This is a genomic window from Candidatus Cryosericum odellii (genome assembly GCF_003570935.1).
Classification (GTDB): Bacteria; Caldisericota; Caldisericia; order Cryosericales; family Cryosericaceae; genus Cryosericum; species Cryosericum odellii.
In genome coordinates this window covers 1-2,943 of sequence record NZ_QXIU01000236.1, presented here as the reverse complement: position 1 = coordinate 2,943, position 2,943 = coordinate 1, and the positions used below count along the sequence as shown (strand labels likewise).

2 protein-coding genes are annotated in these 2,943 nt (G+C 53.7%); both read right to left on the bottom strand.

Going from position 1 to position 2,943, the window contains the following annotated elements:
- Nucleotides 1–63: 63 nt before the first annotated feature.
- Nucleotides 64–744 (bottom strand): hypothetical protein, encoded by a 681-nt coding sequence (locus tag SMC5_RS09750; RefSeq protein ID WP_119088209.1) that lies wholly within the window; start codon nucleotides 742–744, stop codon nucleotides 64–66.
- Between the two features lie 99 nt (nucleotides 745–843).
- Complete coding sequence (locus tag SMC5_RS09745; RefSeq protein ID WP_119120566.1) at nucleotides 844–1,974, bottom strand: hypothetical protein; 1,131 nt, start codon at nucleotides 1,972–1,974, stop codon at nucleotides 844–846.
- Between the last annotated feature and the right edge of the window lie 969 nt (nucleotides 1,975–2,943).

Here is a 2,943-nt window from a genome sequence, read left to right as displayed (position 1 = left end):
TACCCTCCACTACAAGTGTAACGCGGTGGAGATGTTTTGGCTGACGCCAGAGTGAGCCGCGTGTTACCAATTTCTGTTCTCCTTGATTCCCGAGTAGACACGTGCCGCCACAGTTTTCATCCACACCCACGCTCGTTGAGGCACGACATACGGGATGCCCAGGAACATCAGCAGCCAGAAAACTGGCATGGCGAGAAAGCGTGGAGTGATGAGCATAAGCAACACCAAGTATGGCCAGGGCATAGCCGCAAGGTACAGGAGATACCCTACCGGAATGACTCTCGCAAGTGACATCCATGGGGAGTAGATCATTCCCAGGAGGTAGTAGAATGCTGCGTTGAACTTGGAGATGGGCAGCTGTGTGGGATAGAACGAGGGGAAGGAGGAGGAGATGCCTGTGGAGGTTCTAGCGGCGAGTTCAATGGCCTTCAGAAGACTGCCGTGGCTGGCTATGGTCGCACAGTGGTAGAATCCTCCCGCAAGGGCCGTCGCCACAAGAATGACAGCAACGAATCCCTTGAGAAACAGTCGCGAGGCAGGATAGTGCCGCAAAGCGATGACCAGAATGATTGTTGCGAGAACGGGAGACCCAAAGTACGCCAGATAGGCTGCGTATTTCCACATTGTGTAGCTGCGTATGATTCCAGCGGGGATGCCAAACGCCATCAGAACAGCGAACCAGCAGAGCACAACCATGGTGAGTCTGGTTCCGATACTTATTTTGTGAAATTGCATTGTCTTCATGCTATGGGCCCACCAACAGGCACCCTCTATCGATGCAACGCGACAAGCATGTACGCGTGCCATATTGGTTCGGCGTCGCAACGGGATGATCTCATCGCATCAGCGAGGCTTTAGCACGTTATACAGCGTGACCCAGTTCGAAGTACTGGTGCCGCGCAGTCCCAAGGTCGTGCTATATTCGAGCGCGTCCGGACCGATCCACACAGGTGGCAATGTGGTGAGAGGAAGCGAACCGATGCCGTGAGTGTTTCCAGTGATAATATCGTACAGGAACAGCTTCGGTGCAACCGTTCCAGCATCAAGTAGGTTGTCCCAGCTACCATATGCTACAGTGTTGGTTGTCGGATCAAAAGCAACGCCAATGTTACCAGCCTCGTTCTCGAGAGGAATGGCTGTCTTGGCCTCATATCGCGTGACCGATACATGGTCGGGAGAATTGCTGTCGAAGGAAGCCTGGACGAAGCCTGAGGCAGCCGGCATGAAATGCGTGTATGACGTAAATATGTAGGTCAAGACAGGGGATTGGCTTTGCGACATATGTGCTACGACCCACCAACCCTGATCTCCCCATTCCGGGCTCAGGTCGTAGTAGCCCGTGCGATCGTCGGCTTTGATCGTAGAAATGATCTTCTTGTCTTCGAGCGACCAGAGGTCCAGTGTCTTGGCCCATCCTGGACTGGCGCTCCCGGCTTTTTTCATGGCGACGGCAGCAAAGCGCCTGTCCGGAGAGATGGAGAACATGCCTATGCTGCCGGCAACGGTAAGGACGACGGTGGGCTTCGATGTCTGGCTACAGGAATATATGTGGGATACGTCATCTCTCAGCGTGAAATAGGCAAATCCGCCACAATATTGAATGGCAGACGGATTTGCCGCATCCAGCGTTCCAAGAGATGCATCAATCGTACGCCATACCTTGCCTGTAGTATCATTCTTGTTGCGCCAGTCCAGTGCCCTGTACCTCAAAGTCATTCCGTCTGGCGTGAACAACTCCACGTTCTCATAGGATGTGAGGTTGTCGTCGGACCTCTCGGATGCGGCCGAGGCCAGAAACTCAGCTTTCGTAGAGGCTTGAGCAACGGTTGCTCTGATCGAGCGCACGTCATCGAGGAAGGTGGCCGCAGGAACAAAGTCACTCGGCCGGGCTTGTGTTCCCTCATCCGCATATACTTGAAGAGTATTGACATTGATGATTCCAGCAGCATCCACATCAGCGGCAACTTTGATCATGTAAAGCACTTCGGCCGACGTGGTTACAGCCGAATTGACAGATCTGCGCCAGTCGGCAATGTCGTCTTCAACTGCTTTCCTGGAGGCAGCGGAGAGCGTGGTGGCATGGTCATGAAGGTACTGGAGTTCTCCGGCAACCATCGGCTCAGCGTCCGGGGACNNCCATTGTCCGGGGCATCCATTATACTGATGCCCATCCTGACTTCCATTTTGCCCGCTTGAATCTGCTTGCTTCTGAAGGTGATGACGGGGTCGGCGGTCGCGTGATAACCCTTTGTCGTTTCTGCCTGATCAGCAAAGGAACGTGCAGCCGTCATGAGTATCTGTTTGTTGCTCGCATCGGCGGCTGTTTGCGCGGCTGTTTCCACACACGCTTGCTTGAACTCAAGTGCGCTTGGAACATAGACATACGGGTAGTCCTGCCATCCAGGCTGAAGGACTCCGATGACGTCATACGACTGTCCGGCAACAATCTTGGGATACCCGTCTCCGCCATACACAATGCTTCCGTCGGAGAGCTTGTTGGCCTTGGACGAGAGTGGCTGGCAGAGATAGAAGACAACAGTGGCATGTTCTGGATCTTGCGACCACAAATCCGTTGGCGAAGTTATTTCGCCACGAATTGTCCTGGTGCCCTCAATACTCATGACCTTCACCGTGGCCGAAAAGTCCGTAGTGTCTGGAGTCGTCCCATTCTGGATGAAAGCAGGTATACTGTCACCGTAGAGAGCCCCACCATTAAGTAACTGCGTTTCCAGATCGACCTCAACGGGAACATCAACTGTTCCAACGGTTCTCGGCTTGCAACCTGCCAGTAGAACTATGGCAAGCAGAACGGTCAGGAATGCTGCGGTCGTCGAACAGATTCGCGATTTCGTTGTTGTCATACTGTGCGACCTCCTACAGGTGCTCTCAATCAGTGCGACGGATGTATCCAAGATCCATACGGCTCGCAGCACGATCGTACCT

Coding starts and splice junctions, on each gene's coding strand:
- SMC5_RS09750 (WP_119088209.1), bottom strand. CDS start 744: ATGAAGACAATGCAATTTCACAAAATAAGTATCGGAACCAGACTCACC.
- SMC5_RS09745 (WP_119120566.1), bottom strand. CDS start 1,974: ATGATCAAAGTTGCCGCTGATGTGGATGCTGCTGGAATCATCAATGTC.